The 16,142-nt window shown below is 71.1% G+C and carries 16 protein-coding genes; 3 read left to right on the plus strand and 13 right to left on the minus strand.

Features of this window, described 5'->3' with window-relative positions; all coding sequences use genetic code 11:
* Positions 1-208: 208 nt before the first annotated feature.
* Complete coding sequence (locus tag EW117_RS07710) at positions 209-733, plus strand: 2'-5' RNA ligase family protein (protein WP_129785323.1); 525 nt, start codon at positions 209-211, stop codon at positions 731-733.
* Positions 734-754: 21 nt separating this feature from the next.
* On the opposite strand, the gene EW117_RS07715 is transcribed toward EW117_RS07710, so the two are convergent.
* From EW117_RS07715 to EW117_RS07740, 6 genes are read right to left on the minus strand one after another with little or no spacing between them, the layout of a single operon-like run.
* Positions 755-1,390: a hypothetical protein gene (locus EW117_RS07715; protein WP_129785324.1), complete on the minus strand. Its 636-nt coding sequence runs from the start codon at positions 1,388-1,390 to the stop codon at positions 755-757.
* A gap of 55 nt (positions 1,391-1,445) precedes the next feature.
* Entirely contained in the window at positions 1,446-2,519 is a 1,074-nt protein-coding gene (locus EW117_RS07720; protein WP_129785326.1) for a Gfo/Idh/MocA family protein, read from the minus strand.
* 56 nt (positions 2,520-2,575) lie between these two features.
* Entirely contained in the window at positions 2,576-3,739 is a 1,164-nt protein-coding gene (locus tag EW117_RS07725) for a Gfo/Idh/MocA family protein (RefSeq protein WP_129785328.1), read from the minus strand.
* Between the two features lie 11 nt (positions 3,740-3,750).
* Positions 3,751-5,052: an ABC transporter substrate-binding protein gene (locus EW117_RS07730; protein WP_129785330.1), complete on the minus strand. Its 1,302-nt coding sequence runs from the start codon at positions 5,050-5,052 to the stop codon at positions 3,751-3,753.
* Positions 5,053-5,077: 25 nt separating this feature from the next.
* On the minus strand, positions 5,078-6,010 hold the full coding sequence (locus tag EW117_RS07735) for a carbohydrate ABC transporter permease (protein ID WP_129785332.1): 933 nt from the start codon (positions 6,008-6,010) through the stop codon (positions 5,078-5,080).
* Complete coding sequence (locus EW117_RS07740) at positions 6,000-6,953, minus strand: carbohydrate ABC transporter permease (protein ID WP_129785433.1); 954 nt, start codon at positions 6,951-6,953, stop codon at positions 6,000-6,002. Before EW117_RS07740 ends, EW117_RS07735 begins: the two co-directional genes overlap by 11 nt.
* A gap of 102 nt (positions 6,954-7,055) precedes the next feature.
* Here EW117_RS07740 and EW117_RS07745 point away from each other — a divergent pair, with 102 nt between their 5' ends.
* Together EW117_RS07745 and EW117_RS07750 are read left to right on the plus strand one after the other, a co-directional pair.
* Complete coding sequence (locus EW117_RS07745; RefSeq protein WP_129785334.1) at positions 7,056-8,087, plus strand: LacI family DNA-binding transcriptional regulator; 1,032 nt, start codon at positions 7,056-7,058, stop codon at positions 8,085-8,087.
* 24 nt (positions 8,088-8,111) lie between these two features.
* Positions 8,112-8,543 carry a GNAT family N-acetyltransferase gene (locus EW117_RS07750; RefSeq protein ID WP_129785336.1) on the plus strand — a complete coding sequence of 144 codons (432 nt, stop codon included), beginning with the start codon at positions 8,112-8,114 and terminating at the stop codon, positions 8,541-8,543.
* 16 nt (positions 8,544-8,559) lie between these two features.
* Here EW117_RS07750 and EW117_RS07755 read toward each other — a convergent pair whose 3' ends face one another.
* The 7 genes from EW117_RS07755 to EW117_RS07785 form a co-directional block, all read right to left on the minus strand.
* Entirely contained in the window at positions 8,560-9,516 is a 957-nt protein-coding gene (locus EW117_RS07755) for a sugar phosphate isomerase/epimerase family protein (RefSeq protein WP_129785338.1), read from the minus strand.
* Positions 9,513-10,139 carry a nucleoside deaminase gene (locus EW117_RS07760; RefSeq protein WP_129785340.1) on the minus strand — a complete coding sequence of 209 codons (627 nt, stop codon included), beginning with the start codon at positions 10,137-10,139 and terminating at the stop codon, positions 9,513-9,515. Before EW117_RS07760 ends, EW117_RS07755 begins: the two co-directional genes overlap by 4 nt.
* A gap of 75 nt (positions 10,140-10,214) precedes the next feature.
* Positions 10,215-11,789 carry a GMC oxidoreductase gene (locus EW117_RS07765; protein ID WP_207211794.1) on the minus strand — a complete coding sequence of 525 codons (1,575 nt, stop codon included), beginning with the start codon at positions 11,787-11,789 and terminating at the stop codon, positions 10,215-10,217.
* Between the two features lie 24 nt (positions 11,790-11,813).
* On the minus strand, positions 11,814-12,968 hold the full coding sequence (locus EW117_RS07770) for an ROK family transcriptional regulator (RefSeq protein WP_207211795.1): 1,155 nt from the start codon (positions 12,966-12,968) through the stop codon (positions 11,814-11,816).
* Complete coding sequence (locus EW117_RS07775; RefSeq protein ID WP_129785342.1) at positions 12,965-13,876, minus strand: carbohydrate ABC transporter permease; 912 nt, start codon at positions 13,874-13,876, stop codon at positions 12,965-12,967. Before EW117_RS07775 ends, EW117_RS07770 begins: the two co-directional genes overlap by 4 nt.
* Entirely contained in the window at positions 13,873-14,823 is a 951-nt protein-coding gene (locus EW117_RS07780) for a carbohydrate ABC transporter permease (RefSeq protein WP_129785344.1), read from the minus strand. The genes EW117_RS07775 and EW117_RS07780 overlap by 4 nt, the downstream gene beginning before the upstream one ends.
* A gap of 6 nt (positions 14,824-14,829) precedes the next feature.
* Complete coding sequence (locus EW117_RS07785) at positions 14,830-16,140, minus strand: extracellular solute-binding protein (protein ID WP_207211796.1); 1,311 nt, start codon at positions 16,138-16,140, stop codon at positions 14,830-14,832.
* Positions 16,141-16,142 lie beyond the last annotated feature (2 nt).

Consider the following 16,142-nt stretch of genomic DNA (forward strand, 5'->3'; position numbering starts at 1 on the left):
CCAGGAACCACTCGCCGATCGGGCCGTCGTCGTCGCGGTCGAGATGGAGGTGCCGGGCCGTCCCACCGTGCGCGGTGAGCCGCAGCCGCTGTGCTCGCGTCCGACCTGCCCGGCGCGATGCTCGTCGCCGCGGGGGCCGAGCTCGTCGCGCTGGTGTGCTTCGGCGCGCTCAGCGCGGGCAGGGCTCCCGCGCCATAGGCTTGGCCTCGTGGCGCTGGCCGTATGCCTGCTGTTCGACAGGCCGACCGAACGAGTCCTGCGGCAGCTGTGGCAGCGACTCGAGGACAAGGGTGTGCCGACGCTCGCCACGCACACCCACGGCCGGCACGTGCCGCACCTGTCGCTGGCGGTGCTGCGTTCCTGGGACCTGGACAAGGTGCGCGCCGCCATCGAGGCGCTGCCCGACGCCGGCCCGACCACCGTCCGGTTCGACGCCGTCGCGGCCTTCCGACGCGGCCGGATGAGCCTGGTCCCGGCCGTGACGAGCACTCTCGCGGCACGCCAGGAACAGGTGGTCGAGGCGCTCGGCGCGTCGGAGGACGAGCTGCACAAACACTACGTCCCGGGGATCTGGACGCCGCACGTCACCCTGGCGACACGCGTGCGCCTGGAGCAGACCCCGCTGGTCCTCGAAGCAGCCTACGAGATCGTGCCCCTGACCTGCACGATGACCCACGCCGCGCTGATCGACGCCGGAACCGGCGCCGTGCATCCGCTGGCGGTCGTCCCCTGAGGGCGGCCGGGGCCGCGAGCGCTAGCCCGCCACCGGGATCTCCGCGATGTCCCGCAGTGCCTGGTCGCTGGACATGATGTCGGCGACGTGGCCCAGCCGCCGCAGCGTGCGGTCCGGGATCGGGATCTCGTACTCGCACAGGACGAGGGCCACGTAGTCGAGCGCGAGCCCGTAGTCGCCGACGTCGAGATAGCCCACGGCGATCTCCGCGTCGACCGGTGCGAGCAGGTCGCCGGCGTCGCCGAGAACCTCGCGGATGGTCCGCTCCAGGAACGCGTAGTACTCCAGGCGCCAGCCGCCGTCCGGCTCGTCGGACAGGTCCCGCGTGCGCAGCATCGGGTCCTGCCACCGGTCGAAGTACCGGACGACGGCTTCGCGGTCCTTCGGATCGACCTCGAGCCACTCGCCGGCGGCCAGCCTCGTGAGCGCGACGCACCATGACCGGGCCGAGATACGAGGGTGGTCCGCGACGTCCGTGAGCTCGGCCCACAGGATGTACGCCCCGGCGCCGTGCTCCGCGGTGTCGATCACGCCGTGCACGATCTCGCCCATCGCCTCCAGGCCGATCTCGTACGGGTCGCTGCCGGGCGCGAGGACTCGCTGCGAGATGCCCGTCATGACCTGGTACAACGCGCGGTCGGGCGCTACGGAGAACACCGGCAGAGCCTAACGGCAGGCGGGCGCCCCGACGGACGCCCGCCTGCCGACAACATCACGCCGTCAGGGACCTCGCACCCAGCTGGGCCCGCACGCTGAGCTCCGCGGCCTTGAACGCGTGCTCCTGCGTCATCGCGGTCTCGGTGCGTTCGAGGCAGTCGACGATGAGCTCGCCGAAGAACGGGAAGCCCACGTTCCCGTCGGCGACGAGATGGTGCTCGTCCTTCCCGTCCACCAGGAACACGTGGCCGGGTCCCTCCTGTGTGCCGACGTTGACGTACTTGCGCAGCTCCAGGTAGCCGTCGGTGCCGAGCACGAACGTGCGCCCGTCGCCCCACGTGCTCAGGCCGTCCGGGGTGAACCAGTCGACCCGGCAGTACCCGGTCGCGCCGTTGTCCATGACGATGGTGGCCTCGCCGAAGTCGTCCAGCTCGGGATGCTCGGGGTGGTGGTAGTTGGCGATCGCCGAGTACCCGACCTCGGCGTCCTTGGCACCGGCGTAGTGGAGCATCTGCTCGAAGTTGTGACTACCGATGTCGCACAGGATCCCGCCGTACTTCTCCTTCTCGAAGAACCAGTCGGGCCGGCCGGTACCCAGGCGGTGCGGGCCGAGCCCCATCACCTGCACGACGCGGCCGATCGCGCCGGCGTCGATGAGCTGCCCGGCCAGGACGGCGGCCTCCACGTGGATCCGCTCCGAGTAGTAGACGGCGTACTTGCGCCCGGTCCGTGCCGTCGCCTCCCGGGCCGCCGCGAGCTGCTCGAGCGTGGTCAGCGGCGCCTTGTCGGTGAAGTAGTCCTTGCCGGCCTCGATGGCCCGCAGGCCCAGCGCGCAGCGCTCGGACGTGACCGCTGCACCGGCGACGAGGCGGACCTCGTCGTCGTCGAACACCTCCTCCTCGCTCCGGGCGACCCGCACGTCGGGGAACCGCTCGCAGAACGCGGCGACCTTCGCCGGGTCCGGGTCGTAGACCCACTTGAGGGTCGCGCCCGCGGCGGCCAGCCCCTCGCTCATCCCATAGATGTGCCCGTGGTCGAGACGCACCGCGCCGAACACGAACTCTCCCGGGCCGACCACGGGTGCGGGGATCGGTGCCGGCGCGTAGGCGGCGCCACTGGTCGTCGTCATCAGTTCTCTGGTCCTTCTCTCGTGGAACTCGTGGAACTCGTGGAACTCGTGGAAGCTCAGTCGTCGACGGCGGAGCTGCCGACGGTGATCGCACCGGGCAGGTCGGCCACCGCCGCCGTCTTCTCGAAGAAGTGCGGAGCGCGCGCCACTAGCGTGCCCGCGCGGTAGTACGGGTCGTCGGCCGGCAGCGGCAGGTCGACGGTGCGCCGCTCGATGCCCGCGACGTAGATCGCGGTCACGAGCTCGATGGCGCGGCGTCCGTCCGCGCCGTCCACGACCGGCCGACGGCGCTCGCGCACCGCACCGAGCACGTCCCCGATCTGCCCGGGGTGGCCTTCGTGCTCCAGGGGGCTGTGCGCCGCTGCGAGCGCCTCGATCTCGGCGGCGCGGCCCGGGTCCCCGCCGGGCAGGGGGAACCCGTTGGGGCCGGCGGTGTCGGCGACGACCTTCCATGGCTGGGACACCCGGGCGTGCCGTCCCTGCACGACGATCGCCTGCTCCTCCCCGTGGTGCACCACGGAGCTGGTCACCTCGGCGAGCGCGCGGTCGTACTGCAGGACTGCCACGGACAGGTCCTCGACCTCCGAGTTCTCGTGGGCGGCGTTGGTCAGCACCGAGGTGACGGCGCGGGGCGCGCCGAGCATCCAGAGCGTGAGGTCCAGGTGGTGGATGGCGTGGTTGAGGGTGCACCCGCCGCCCTCGGACTCCCACGTGCCCCGCCACCACAGGTCGTAGTAGGCGGTACCGCGCCACCAGGCCGAGGAGACCTGGGCGTGGGAGACGGGCCCGATCAGGCCCGAGTCCAGCACGGTCTTGAGGGTGGCCATGTCGTCGCGGAAGCGGTTCTGCGCGACGACGGAGAGGATCCGGCCGTTCTCGGCGGCGGCCGCGATCATCGCGTCGCACTCCTCGAGCGACGGCGCCATGGGCTTCTCGACGAGCACGTCGACGCCGGCCCGCAGCGCGGCGATCGTCAGCTCGGCGTGGGTGGACGGCGGCGTCGCGATGCTGACGAGGTCCAGGTCCTCGGCGGCGAGCATGTCCTCGATCCGCTCGTACGCCCGCGCGGACGTGAGGCTGGGTTCGGCGAGCAGCGCGGCGGCCCTGCCTGGCGCGACGTCGCACAGGGCGACGATCTCGCACTCCTGCGGAAAGCGCAGGTAGCCGTCGATGTGGGTGGCGGCGATGCCGCCGGTCCCGATGATCCCGATCTTGAGCACTGTTCCTCCGGTTACTTGGCGGCGTTGGTGGAGCCCTGGACCTCGGCGATCAGCGCGTTGGCCGCGTCCAGCGGGGTCTGCTCCTCGAACATGACGTCCTGCATGTAGCGCGCCAGGATCGTCTCGATGTCCGAGGCACCGTTCGGGACGATCGCGGGCGCCTCGCCGAGGTGCGGCTTGCGCTGCTCGGCGAAGTCGGCGGCCTTGCGCTCCTCGGCCGTGAGGTCGTCGCCGAGGTCGACGAGCGTCTGCGGGTTGGCCGGGATGCCGCGCTCGGTGCCGATGATGGTGGCGGCCTCGGGGTCGTTGACCAGGAAGTCGATGAGCAGCGCTGCCTCGGCCGGGTGCTCGGACTTGGCCGACACCGACCAGTACATCCCTGGCTTGTAGTAGTCGTACTTCGTCGTGTCCTCGTCGGGGGTCGGCAGCGGCAGCAGCTCCAGCTCGGCCCCGCTGGCTGCGGCGTACGCGGTGATCATGGTCGACGGCGTGAAGATGGCCGCGGTCTTCCCGGTCGCGAAGGGCGTCTGGTCGAGTGCGAGGCTGGCGTTCTCGGCCTGGGCGGACGCCGGCGCCGCGGCGCCGCTCTTGGTCCAGTCCAGGGCGAGCTGGAAGTACCCGGCCAGCGTATCGGGCTTGATCACGATGTCGTCCTCGGAGAAGAGCTGGTCGCCCTGCTGGCGGGCGAAGAGCTGCAGGGCGAACTCGTTGGTCATGATGCCGGTGCCGTACGTGTCGTCCGGCGACTTCTCGGTGACCTCCTTGGCCCAGGCCTCGTACTCGTCCCAGGTCCAGGTCGAGGTGTCGGGCAGCGGCGTACCGAGCTCGTCGATCAGGTCCATGTTCACCAGCAGGCCGGTCGACGTGGTCGAGATCGGCATCGCGTAGAGCGTGTCGTTCCACATGCCCATGTCGAGCACGGGCTGGTCGAGGCGCGACGTGTCGAGCTGGGACAGGCCGCCCAGGTCGACGAGGCTGCCGCGCGAGGCGTACGAGGCGAGGTAGACCTGGTCCATCTGGATGACGTCGGGCGCGTTGCCACCGGCGGTGGCCGTGGCGAGCTTCTCCCAGTACCCGGTCCAGTCGGAGAACTCCGGCTCGATCGTGATGTCGGGGTACTTCTCCTCGAACAGGTCGAAGACCTCCTGGGTGCGCGCGTGGCGGGTGTCGCCGCCCCACCAGGTGACGCGCAGGGTGACGGGCTCGTCGGCGAGCTCGGTCGATCCCTGGGGCTGTGCGACGCCGCACGCGGCGAGCGCGAGGGCCATAGCCGCGGCGACGCTGCCGACGGCGGTACGACGGATCCGGTTCATGACGGGTTCCTTCTGGTGCGGGGGCTCACTTGAGCCCGGTGGTGGCGATGCCCTGGACCAGGTACTTCTGGCCGAGCGCGAAGGCGAGGACGAGGGGCACGATGGCGACGACGCTCATCGCGAACATCCCGCCGAACGACGAGGTCGACTGCGCGTCGATGAACGAGCGCAGCGCGATCGGGACCGTGTACTTCTGTGGGTCGGTCAGGTAGATGAGCTGGGAGAAGAAGTCGTTCCACGTCCAGATGAACGTGAAGATGGCTGTGGTGGCCAGGGCCGGTTTCATCAGCGGCAGGATGATCAGGAAGAAGATCCGGCCGTGCCCGGCCCCGTCGATGCGGGCGGCGTCGTCCAGCTCGCGGGGCAGGCCCCGGATGAACTGGATCATCAGGAAGATGAAGAACGCGTCGGTGGCCAGCAGCTTGGGCACGATGAGCGGCCAGAAGGAGTTCACGAGCCCCGCCTGCGCCCACAGGATGTACTGCGGCACGATCACGACGTGGATCGGCAGCATGATCGAGACGAGCATGTAGGCGAACGCCGGACGCTGGAACCGGAAACGCAGGCGGGCGAAGGCGTAGGCGGCCATCGAACAGCTCACGAGGTTGCCGATGATCGAGCCGATCACGACGATTGCCGAGTTGAGCAGGTACGCGCTGAAGGGCCTGCCCAGCGCCGTCCAGCCGTAGACGTAGTTCTCCGCGTGGAAGGTGGTCAGCAGCAGCGACGGGTTGCCGAAGATGTCGCCGTCGGGCCGCAGGGAACTGACGACCATCCACAGCACCGGGTACAGGGTGGTGAGGACGCCCAGGATCAGCAAGGTGTGCTTGCCCGCCCTGCGCAGCGTCAGCCTGACCTGGCGTCCGTCGACGGGCCGCCGGGCGGCGCTCGGCGGCACCGCTGGCGCCGTCGCGACGGCGGCGTGCGCCCCGGGTCGGTTCGTGGAGTCAGTTCTCATAGTGCACCCAGTACTTCGAGAGCCAGAAGTTGATGGCGGTGAACGCGCCGATGATCAGGACGAGCAGCCAGGCGAGCGCCGACGCGTACCCCATGCGGAAGGACGAGAAGCCCTCCTGGTAGAGGTAGAGCGTGTAGAACAGCAGCGAGTCGGACGGCCCGCCCGTTCCGCCCGAGACGATGAACGCCTGGGTGAAGGACGAGAACGAGTTGATGGTCGCGAGCACCAGGTTGAAGAAGATGATCGGCGTCAGCAGCGGCAGCGTGATCGCTCGGAACCGGCGCCACGGCCCGGCGCCGTCGGTCGCGGCTGCCTCGTAGAGCTCGACCGGGATCTGCCGGAGGCCGGCCAGGAAGATCACCATCGGCGAGCCGAACGTCCAGATGTGCAGCAGGATGATCGTCCCGAGGGCGGTGTCGGGACTGCCGATCCAGCTCGTGGTCGTATGGATGCCGACCACGCCGAGCATCGCGTTGACCAGACCGGAGCCGCCGAACACCAGGCGCCAGAGCACCGCGATCGCCACGGAGGCGCCGAGCAGGCTGGGCAGGTAGAAGGCCGACCGGTAGAGCGCCCGGCCGCGTAGCCCGCGGTCGAGCAGCAGGGCGAGCGCCAGCGCCACGAGGAGCTGGCCCGGCACCCCCACCAGTACGTAGACGAACGTGACGACCAGCGACTGGTGCAGTCGCGTGTCGGTGAGCATGCGCTCGAAGTTGGCGAGCCCGATCCAGTTCGCGTTCTGCAGCAGGTTGTAGTCGGTGAACGCGAGGTACAGGGACGCCAGGATCGGGCCGAGGGTGAGCACGGCCGCGCCGAGCACCCAGGGGCCCAGAAAGGCGAGCGCCGCCTTGTTGTCCGGTGTGGCCTGCGGGATGCGTGACGTACTTCGGGTCAGCCGTTGCAGCTCGGCGACAGACATGGACACCTCCTCCTTGAGGGTCATGGCCCGCGTGCGGGCAGCGTTGGTGATACGTGTCACCGGTGATACGTGTCACTATGGTTGTGGTGGCACCGGCCACTGTCAAGGGGATGGAGAATTGTGAGCGTGCCAGTTCCGCCAACGAGCCCGCCAACGAGCCCGCCAACGAGCCGCGACGTCGCGCGCCTTGCCGGCGTCTCGCAGACGACGGTGTCCTACGTCCTCACGGGCAAGGGCGCGATCTCCCCGGCCACCCGTGAGCACGTGCTGAAGGTCGCCGAGTCGATCGGCTACCGCCCGAACCTCGCCGCGCGGTCGATGCGCACGCGCCGCTCCGGACGTCTCGCCGTGATCACCGGTGTCGCCTACGAGAACCAGATCCGCCTGCTCACCGGCGCGAGCCGGGTGGCCCATGACGCCGGCTACATCATGGAGACCCACAGCGTCGACGGCACCGTCGAGGACCGGACCGACCGGGTGCTCGAGCTGGCGGCCGGTGGTCAGTACGAGGGCATGCTGACGTTCGTCCCGGTGCTGCCCGCCGCGCTGTCGGACGGTCGGAGCACGCCTCCGGTCCTGGCCGCGACGGCGTTCGACGAGAAGATGCACAGCGCCGGCGAGCTGGCCGACGCGAGCCTGCTGGAGGTGTTCGTCCGCGCGCTCGCCGCGGCCGGCCACCGCCGGTTCGTGCACGTCGCGGGGAACCTGGAGTTCACGTCCGCCCGCGCGCGCCGGGACGTCTACCTGGCCTGCGTCGAACAGCTCGGCGTCGAGTCGCTCGGCGTCCTCGGCGGGGACTGGACGGCGGAGTCCGGCCGCCAGGCCCTGCTCGGGCTGCCCGACGACGCACCACCGGTCGCCGTGATCGCGGCCAACGACGTCCTGGCGGTGGGCGCCCTACGCGCCGCCGCCGAGCGCGGGTGGTCCGCACCTGGCGACGTCGTCGTGACCGGCTGGGACAACGCCCAGTTCGGTGCCTACACCATGCCGTCCCTCACCACCGTGGACGTCGACTTCCAGGCGGCCGGGCGCCACGCCATGCAGCTCCTCCTCGCCACGCTGCGTGGCGAGGAGCCGCCGCGCGGATCCGACCTCCAGCGCATCGTCTGGCGGGAGTCGACGGGAGCGGCACACCCCGCGGCCTCGGGTACCGCATAGGTCGAGCACTGCCTACGATGAAGCGTGCTCGTCCGACGTGCTCTCCCTGACGACGCTCCCGCCGTCGCCCCGCTGCTCGGCGAGCTGGGGTACCCGACCTCCGTGGAGGCGGTGACCACCCGGTTCGCGCGCCTCGCCGAGAGCGAGAGCGACCCCGCGTGGGTCGCGGTCGATCCGCACTCCGAGGACGGTCTCCTCGGATTCGCCGCGGGGCACCTCTTCTGGCCCTACGAGCTCGACAGGCCCGTGGCGGAGCTGACCGCCCTCGTCGTCACCGAACGGAGCCGGGGCGGCGGGGCCGGCCGGGCACTCGTCGCCGCCTTCGAGGAGTGGGCGAAGGCAGCGGGCAGCCTCCGCGCCACCGTCGCGTCGTCGTTCCACCGCTCCAGCGCCCACGCCTTCTACGAGCGGCTCGGCTACGGGCAGCGCTCCAAGAAGTTCGAGAAGCAGTTCTGAAGCTGGTCCTCGGCGACTACTCCCCCAGCCGTTCCTCGATCCAGGCCCAGCTCACCTCCGCGCTCGCCTTCGGCTCCATGGACGCCCGGTCGACCTCGACGATCAGCCAGCCGTCCCACCCGTCCGGCAGTGCCGCGAGCACCGCGTCCAGGTCGAGATCCCCGAGCCCCGGCTCGCGGAAGAGGCCCCGGTCGACGGCCGCGTTGTACGACGTCGGCTCGGCGCGGCTGGCCGCCGCGACGCTGAGGTCGAGGTCCTTGATGTGCAGGTCGACGAGCCGGTCGGCATGCCGCCGCAGCATCCCCACCGGATCGATCCCCGCCCACGCCAGGTGCCCGATGTCGAAGGAGGCGCCCAGCGAGGACGCGGGAATCGCGGCGAGAACGCGCTCGATCTCGTCCTCGGTCTCGATCCAGGTGCCCACGTGGTTGTGCAGCCCCGCGCGCACGCCCTCCTCGCGAAGCACCTCGGCCGCTGTTCCGAGGACGTCGATGAGTCGGTCCAGGCGGGAGCCGTCGAAGTCCGCCCCGACCGCCGTCTGCTCCAGCGTGCGCCGGGTCCCGGGCGCCCAGCTCATCTCGGGCGAGAGGAAGACGGTGTCCAGCCCGAAGTAGGCCGACTCCTCGGCCTTGCGGCGGATGCCGTCGTACCAGCGCACCTGCTCGGCGCTTCCCGGCGCCAGCAGCACGCCGTGGTCCTCCGGCAGGGCGACGCTCGCGTAGCCGGGCGCGAGGACCAGGCCCGCGTCGCCCGCCATCCGCTCGTACGACTGCAGCGTCTGGGTGTCGAGCACCTCCATCATCACCGCGGAGAATCCCGCGGCCCGCACCTGGGCGAGCACACCGGGATAGTCGTCCCGGAAGGACGGTTCGGCGAAGAGCCAGAGATCCTCGCTGTCCGGGTCGGACGGATCGGCCTTGACGTTGACCCACTGGATCGGGTTCAGTGCCACCCGGTCGGCGCGCAGGCTCATGCCTCTCCCCCCGCCGCGCCCTGGCGGGCGTTGTACACGGTCAGCGCATCCGCGTCGACCGCCGCGCGATAGGCACGGAAGACGTCGAGCGCCTCGTCCCGCAGCACGTCCCGCACCACGCGGATGCCGCGGCGCTCGAACTGGTCGGCCCAGTCGCCGCCGAGCGGGCCCTCGTCGAACGTGGTGATCTCCTCGAGCTCCGGCCCCTCGCCCGCGACGACCAGGGTGCGCACGCCGGACCACATGGCCGCCCCGTAGCACTGGATGCACGGCCGCCAGTTGACGACGAGCTCGTGCGCGGGCATCCCGGCGCCGCCGAGGTCCCACGTCTCGCGCCGCGTCTGGGCGAGCCCCAGCGCGACGACCTCCGCGTGGCCGCTCGACACCCCGCTGGAGAGCACGACGTTCACACCTACCGAGACGATGCGACCGGTCTCGCTCTCGGCGACGAGCGCGGCGAACGGGCCGCCGTTCCCCTCCCGCCAGTTCCGGTCGGCCAGGCGGTGCACGAGCCGCATCCGGTCGTCCACCCCCGGGATGCTGTCCGGGACGTCGGCGAGCTCGTCCCGCACCCATGGAGGCAGGGTCAAGCGGTATTCGGTGGTGATGTCCTGCGCAAGCATGTTCGGCATCCTCTGTTCAGTTCCGCGAAGTAGTCGGCTGGCTAAGTAGTCAAGTGGCGAAGCAGGGCGAGGTAGTCAGTCAGCGAGCGCCGCAGACCTGCCCGCGACGGCACGGGCCGTCCGGACCGCGGTGATCGCGCCGGTGAGCGTGGTGTTCGCCGCGACGGGCGTCGGCACCGCCCCGGTCCCGGCGACGTACAGGTTCTCGAAGCCCCAGACCCGTCCGGTGGTGTCCGCGACGCTCGTGCCGTCGTCGTGCTCCCCGACCCGGACCGTGCCGGTGAGGTGCAACGAGGACCCGGGCGCCAGAAGCGCCCGCTCCGTCTCGGGGTCGAAGGGCCCGAACAGCTCCGCGATCTCCTGCACCTGGGCGAGCGCACGGTCGATGAGCCCGAGGTCGACCGGGGAGTACTCGAACTCGATGCTGATCCGCGGCATGCCCGCCGCGTCCGTCTCGGTCTCGGAGAACACCAGGCGGTTCGCCGGCCGCGACTGAACCGGCGAGTAGAACGACAGGCCCACCGAGTGGGCCAGTGGCCGGCCGTGCGCGTCGACGTAGGTGGTGTTCATGATCTGCCCGTGGAACGGCTGGTCGGGGCCGTTCTGCGGGATCCAGAGCGAGTCGGTGCAGAACTCCCCCACCCGCGGCAGCGGCAGCGTCGCGAGGTCGAGCCCGAACCGGTCGACGTCCATCAGGACACGCCCGGTGACGAACGCGTGCTCGTTCAGGTAGCGCCCGAGCGCCCACGGCCTGATTCCCGAGGCGAAGAGCAGCTGCGGCGTCCGCAGCGCGTCCGCGCACACGACCACGGTGTTCGCGAGCACCTCCTGCTCCGTCCCGTCGGCGACCCGCCGGATCCGGGCGCCACGCACCCGGCCGCCATCACCGTCGCCGTCGACCAGCAGCTCGGTCACGAGGGCGCCGGTGACCAGCTCGAAACCGTCGTCGCCCCCGGACGCGATCGGCGGGAAGATCACCGAGGGACCTGTGCGCGCCAGCGGGCCCTCGGCGGCCGGCGCGACCGCCATCGGCATCGGCTGCGGCGCCCGCTCGTCCGGGCCGACGCCGGCGAGGTGCTCACCCAGCACGTCGAGCACCACCTGCCCGGCCTTGGTCGGCCCGATCGGACTGGGATGCACGCCCAGCACGCGGCGCGCGGTCCGCAGGTCGGCGGACCAGCCGTCCGGGTCGCCGCCGTCGAACACCTCCGCACCGGCGGGCCAGGGGGTCGCCGCCGTCCAGTGCACGCCCATACCGCCCGCGTTCCACGCGATCGCGGCGCCCGGCATCGCCTCGGCGTCCTCCCCGAACGCGAGCGCGTGGAACATCCCCGGCCCAAGCTGGACGACGTCGCCCAGCGGTTCCCGCTCGACGGCGGCCCCGGTGTACATGCCCTGGATGCCGCTCGCGACGCGCTCGTTGTAGCGTTCCCACAGCTCGGGGTCGGGCACGTCGTGCAGGTGCAGGCCGGGAGTGTCCCCGATCGTCGTACCGGCGTCGACCATGAGGATGCGGACGGCCGGGTCGGCCTCCCGGACCAGCCGGGCGACCGTCGCTCCCATGATGCCGCTGCCGACGATCAGGACGTCGGCCACGCCGTCGGCCACGACGTCGGCCGTGCCCGAATGAGTCAGGCGGAAGTGAGTCAAGAGACAGCTCCTAGGGGTGGGTTGTCACGCGTCGTGCACGATCGGGCCGAACAACGTCGTATCCATGCGGTCGAGGGCGAACTTGAGCGCCCCGACCAGCGGGCCGTCGGGGCCGAGCGAGGTGGGCCGCAGCTCGATCTCCGGGGTGCGGGCCGCGCGCATCCGGTCCCGGACGCGCGGCAGGAGCACATCCGCCGCGTCCTCCATGCCGCCGCCGAGCACGATGAGCGACGGCGCGATCGTCCAGGACAGGGTGGTGAGGACCGAGGCGATGTGCTCGACGAACACGTCGATCTCGGCCAGGGCAGCCGCGTCCCCGGCCCGCGCGGCGTCCACCCGCGCGTGCGCGAACCCGCGCTGCTCCTGGACCGGGGAGGTGAGCCACGCGATGGGATGGTCCTCGATCGACCCGACCGACATCGACACGGCCTCGACGATCTCTCCCGCAGCGCCCTCGAAGCCGCGATGCACGGTGCCGCGGATGAGGATGCCCACGCCCGCGCGGCTGCCGAGCTGCGCCCAGACGACGTCGTCGTGGTCGCGGGCCGCTCCGCGCCAGCGCTCGGCGAGCGCGCCGAGGTTGGCGTCGTTGTCCGCGAACCACGGGATGCGGATGCGGCGGCCGAGCTCGGCGGGCAGGTCCACGCCCGGCCAGTGCTCGGTGAAGACCAGCCGTCGCACGACGCCGTCCCCGTCGATGGCGCCACCGCTCGCGACGGCGCCGGCGCGGAGGCGCTCGATGGTCCCGCCTGCGTCCACCAAGGCCTCGCGCACGAGGACTGCGGCGTCGTCGAGCGTGGACGGCGGGTCGTGGTAATCCCGCAGCGCGCGGTGGGCCCGGCCGAGGATGTTCCCGCGCACGTCGGACACCACAGCGGCGCCCTCGAGCGTGTTCACCCGCACCGCGGCGACCAGGGCGTGCTGGGCCCGGAGCTCGAACCGCCGCGGAGGCCGGCCGGCGCCGCCGGTCAGCGGCACCCGGTCGAGCTCGGCGACCCAGCCCGCCTCGACGAGCGCGTCGAGGATCAGCTCGATGGTGCGCCGCGACAGGCCGGTGCGCTCGGCGAGCGCCGTCATCGTCAGGGCCTCGGCGGAGACCGCGAGCGCCCGCAGCGCGGCGGAGGTGTTGACCCGGCGGATGCCGCTCTGGTTCAGCCCTGGCGTCTTCAGCCCCGTCACTTCAGCCCCGTGGCCGCGACGCCCTGCACGAAGTAGCGCTGCAGGAAGAGGAACAGCACGAGCACGGGCAGCATCACCACGATGGCGCCGGCGAGCATGAGCCCGTAGTCGGTGACGTTGTTCGCGGCGTTGCTCGTGGCGGCCAGCCCGACCGGCAGCGTGTAGGTCGAGGTGCTCTGGGCCACGACGAGCGGCCAGATGAAGTTGTTCCACGCGGCGAGGAAGGACATGATCGTGACGGTAGCGAGCGCGGGACCGGCGAGCGGCAGGAAGATCCGGAAGAAGATGCGCAGCTCGCCCGCGCCGTCGATACGCGCCGCCTCCAGCAGCTCGTCCGGGACCGCCGACGCGTACTGCCGCATGATGAAGATCGAGATCGGCAGGGCCATGGCCGGCAGGGCGATACCGGTGAGGGTGTCGACGAGGCCGAGGTTCATGGTGACGACGAACTGCGGGACGAACGTGGCCGTGTACGGCACCATGAGCGCCGCCATGACGGCGCCGAACGCGAGCCGCTTGCCGGCGAAGTCGAACTTGGCGAGCGCATACCCCGCGGCCGACGCTGCGACGATGTTGCCCCCGACGACGAGGGCAGCGACGACGATGCTGTTCACGAGGTAGGCGCTGAACCCCTCGGTCGCGAACAGGCGCACGAAGTTGTCGAACGTCACCTCGCTCGGCAGCCACGCTCCGGGATCCGCGCGGATGTCGGCCAGGCTGCGCAGCGAGCCGCTCGCCACCCAGCCGAAGGGCAGCAGCGTGAGGCACGCGACTATCACGAGCGCCGCGTACAGCAGCGCCTCGGACGGGCGGACCGTGCGCGGCCCGGGGCGGGAGCCCCGCTCCGCCGCGCCCTTTTCTGCAGGGACGTCCTGATCAGCGACTTCGGGGGACGCGACGACGGTCATGCGCGGGGCCTCAGCAATCTGAACTGGATGATGCTCACGACGGCCACCAGGACGAGGATCACGAACGACGCGGCGGACGAGAGCCCGAACTGGCCGAAGCCGAACTGGTGGTACGTGTAGAGCGCCACCGACTCGGTGGAGCCCAGCGGGCCGCCGTCGGTGAGCAGGTACGGCTCGTCGAACACCTGCAGGTAGAACACGGTGAGCAGCACGGAGACGAGCAGGATCGTCGGCACGAGCAGCGGCGTCGTGATGTGCCACAGGCGACGCCACCACCCCGCGCCGTCCAGGGCTGCCGCCTCGTGCACGTCCTCCGGCACGCCCTGCAGCCCGGCCAGGAAGAGCACCATGGCGATGCCGAAGTTGCGCCAGACGCCGAGCAGGATCACCACCGGCATCGCCAGGTTCGGGTCGCCGAGCCAGTTCGGGCCGGCGAACCCGATGTTCGAGAGCACCTCGTTGACGGTGCCGTTCCTGTTGAACGCGTACTGCCAGATGAGCGCGACCGCCACGACGTTGGTCACCACGGGCGCGAAGAAGATGGTCCGGAAGACGCCGCGCAGCCGCCGCACCCCGGCGTCCAGCGCGAGGGCGAGCGCGAACCCCAGCAGCATGGTGAGCGGGACCCCGACCAGCACGAAGATCGCGGTGTTCCCGAGGTCGCGGACGAACCGGCCGTCGGAGAAGAGCCAGGCGTAGTTGCTCAGGGCCACGAACTCGACGGCGAAGGGGTTGCGCAAGTCGGTTCCCCGCAGGTCCGTGAGGCTGAAGCCCAGTGCCGCGACGGTCGGGATCGCCGTGTAGACGACGAACACCGCCAGGAAGGGCAGCAGGAACAGCCAGGCGACCAGGGTGCGGCGGTGAGCGCCGGTTCTCTTCGCACGTCGCGAGGGCCGTGCGCTCACCGCCGTGCCCTGGGGACCGGTCTGCGAGACGGTCGTGGTCATGAGCGTCTACTCCCCGGTGCCCAGGCTCTCGGCGAACGACTGGATGGCCGTCGCGGCCTGTTCCGGGGTCTGGCTGCCCTTGGCCACCGCCTCCATCTCGACGCCGAGCTGCGTCGCGATCTGCGCCCAGGTCTGCACCTGCGGGTAGGTCTCGGTGTTCTCGAGCTGCTCGAAGAAGGCGTCCAGCAGCGGCTGGTCCGCGATCGCGGGGTCCTCCCACGCGGAGCGGACGGCGGGCAGCGAGGCCCCCGCCTCGTACTGGGCGACCTGCGTCTCGGGTGCGGCGAGGTGGCGCAGCACCTTCCAGGAGGCGTCCGCGTTGTCGCTGTCGGCGAGCACGCCCCAGCTCCCGCCCGCGATCGCGCCGACGCCGCCTCCGGCATCACCCGGCAGGACGGCGGTCGCGACGTGCTCCTGCGTCCAGCCCTCCTCGCCGGCGACGTCGTCGAGCTGCCCGATCACCCAGGGGCCGGTCATCATGGCGCCCGTCTTGCCCTCGACGAAGTACGGCTGGGCGTCGAGGAAGCCCGGCGCGTCGGGGTCGGCGATCCCGGAGGTGAAGAAGGACTCGTTGTACGTCAGCGCGTCGACCATCTCGGGGGTGTCGAGGGTCCACTCGGTGCCGTCGTCCGACATCGGCCGGCCGCCGGCCTGCCACAGATACTGCGTGACGTCCTGCCCGTTGTAGACGTCCCAGCCGACGTCCGCGCCCAGGCCCTTGTCGGCCCCGCCGTCCTGCAGGCCCTCGAAGAACGGGACGACGTCGTCCCAGGTGGCGGGCGCCTCGACACCGCCGGCCCGGGCGAAGTCGGACCGGTAGACCAGCGCGTAGGTGTAGGCGTACCACGGGACGGAGTAGGCGACGCCGTCGACGACGCCGGACTCCCACGCGCCGGGGAAGAACGAGTCGCTGTCGACCAGTCCCTCCGGCACGGGGGCGAAGGCGCCGCCCACGGTGAACTGTGCCTGGGACTCGGTGTAGAGCTGCGCGACGTCGGGCCCGCCGCCCGCGGCGACCGCCGACTGCAGCTTGGTCGTGTACTCGTCCGCCGGGACGAGCGTGATCTGCAGGTCGAGGTCCGGGTTGTCCTCCTTGAAGGAGGCGAGGACGTCGTCGAGCACCGTCGCGTCACCGTCCGGGGCCCACAGCTCGACGGTGCCCGTGGCGGACCCGTCGTCGACGTTTGCCGACGCCGCGGACGACGCGGGTTCGGCGCTACGGCCGCAGCCGGTGAGCACGAGGACCGAGGCAACGGCCGCGCCGACGGCGAGCCGGGCCGTCACGTTTCGGGAGAGCAGGTTTCGGGAGAGCGGCACGG

Origin of the sequence: Promicromonospora panici, from assembly GCF_900608595.1 — a bacterium.
Taxonomy (GTDB): domain Bacteria; phylum Actinomycetota; class Actinomycetes; order Actinomycetales; family Cellulomonadaceae; genus Promicromonospora; species Promicromonospora panici.

What these genes read in the sequence shown, in the direction of transcription:
- EW117_RS07775 (WP_129785342.1), bottom strand. Translation starts at nt 13,876, where the DNA reads ATGACCGTCGTCGCGTCCCCCGAAGTCGCTGATCAGGACGTCCCTGCA.
- EW117_RS07740 (WP_129785433.1), bottom strand. Translation starts at nt 6,953, where the DNA reads ATGACCCTCAAGGAGGAGGTGTCCATGTCTGTCGCCGAGCTGCAACGG.
- EW117_RS07730 (WP_129785330.1), bottom strand. Translation starts at nt 5,052, where the DNA reads ATGAACCGGATCCGTCGTACCGCCGTCGGCAGCGTCGCCGCGGCTATG.
- EW117_RS07780 (WP_129785344.1), bottom strand. Translation starts at nt 14,823, where the DNA reads ATGACCACGACCGTCTCGCAGACCGGTCCCCAGGGCACGGCGGTGAGC.
- EW117_RS07755 (WP_129785338.1), bottom strand. Translation starts at nt 9,516, where the DNA reads ATGAGCCTGCGCGCCGACCGGGTGGCACTGAACCCGATCCAGTGGGTC.
- EW117_RS07760 (WP_129785340.1), bottom strand. Translation starts at nt 10,139, where the DNA reads ATGCTTGCGCAGGACATCACCACCGAATACCGCTTGACCCTGCCTCCA.
- EW117_RS07720 (WP_129785326.1), bottom strand. Translation starts at nt 2,519, where the DNA reads ATGACGACGACCAGTGGCGCCGCCTACGCGCCGGCACCGATCCCCGCA.
- EW117_RS07735 (WP_129785332.1), bottom strand. Translation starts at nt 6,010, where the DNA reads ATGAGAACTGACTCCACGAACCGACCCGGGGCGCACGCCGCCGTCGCG.